At 55.6% G+C, this 266-nt stretch carries 1 rRNA gene; it reads right to left on the bottom strand.

Annotation, left to right across the window (positions count from 1 at the left end):
- Positions 1-266 (bottom strand): 23S ribosomal RNA (locus tag VSR72_RS44140); the annotation flags it as partial.

Raw genomic sequence — 266 nt, forward strand, 5'->3', positions numbered from 1 at the left:
GTTCCTTCTCCCGAGTTCTCTCAAGCGCCTTAGAATACTCATCTCGCCCACCTGTGTCGGTTTGCGGTACGGTCACTGTTGAACTGAAGCTTAGAGGCTTTTCTTGGAACCACTTCCAGTTGCTTCGCAGCCTAAGCTGCTGGCCTCACACCCTTGAATTCCGCGCCCGGATTTGCCAAAGCGCCTTCTCCAATGCAAGGACCGGGACTTCCAACACCCGGACAACCTTCCGCGATCCGTCCCCCCATCGCATTCAACAATGGTGC

Origin of the sequence: Paraburkholderia sp. JHI869, from assembly GCF_038900775.1 — a bacterium.
In the GTDB taxonomy this organism is placed as follows: Bacteria; Pseudomonadota; Gammaproteobacteria; order Burkholderiales; family Burkholderiaceae; genus Paraburkholderia.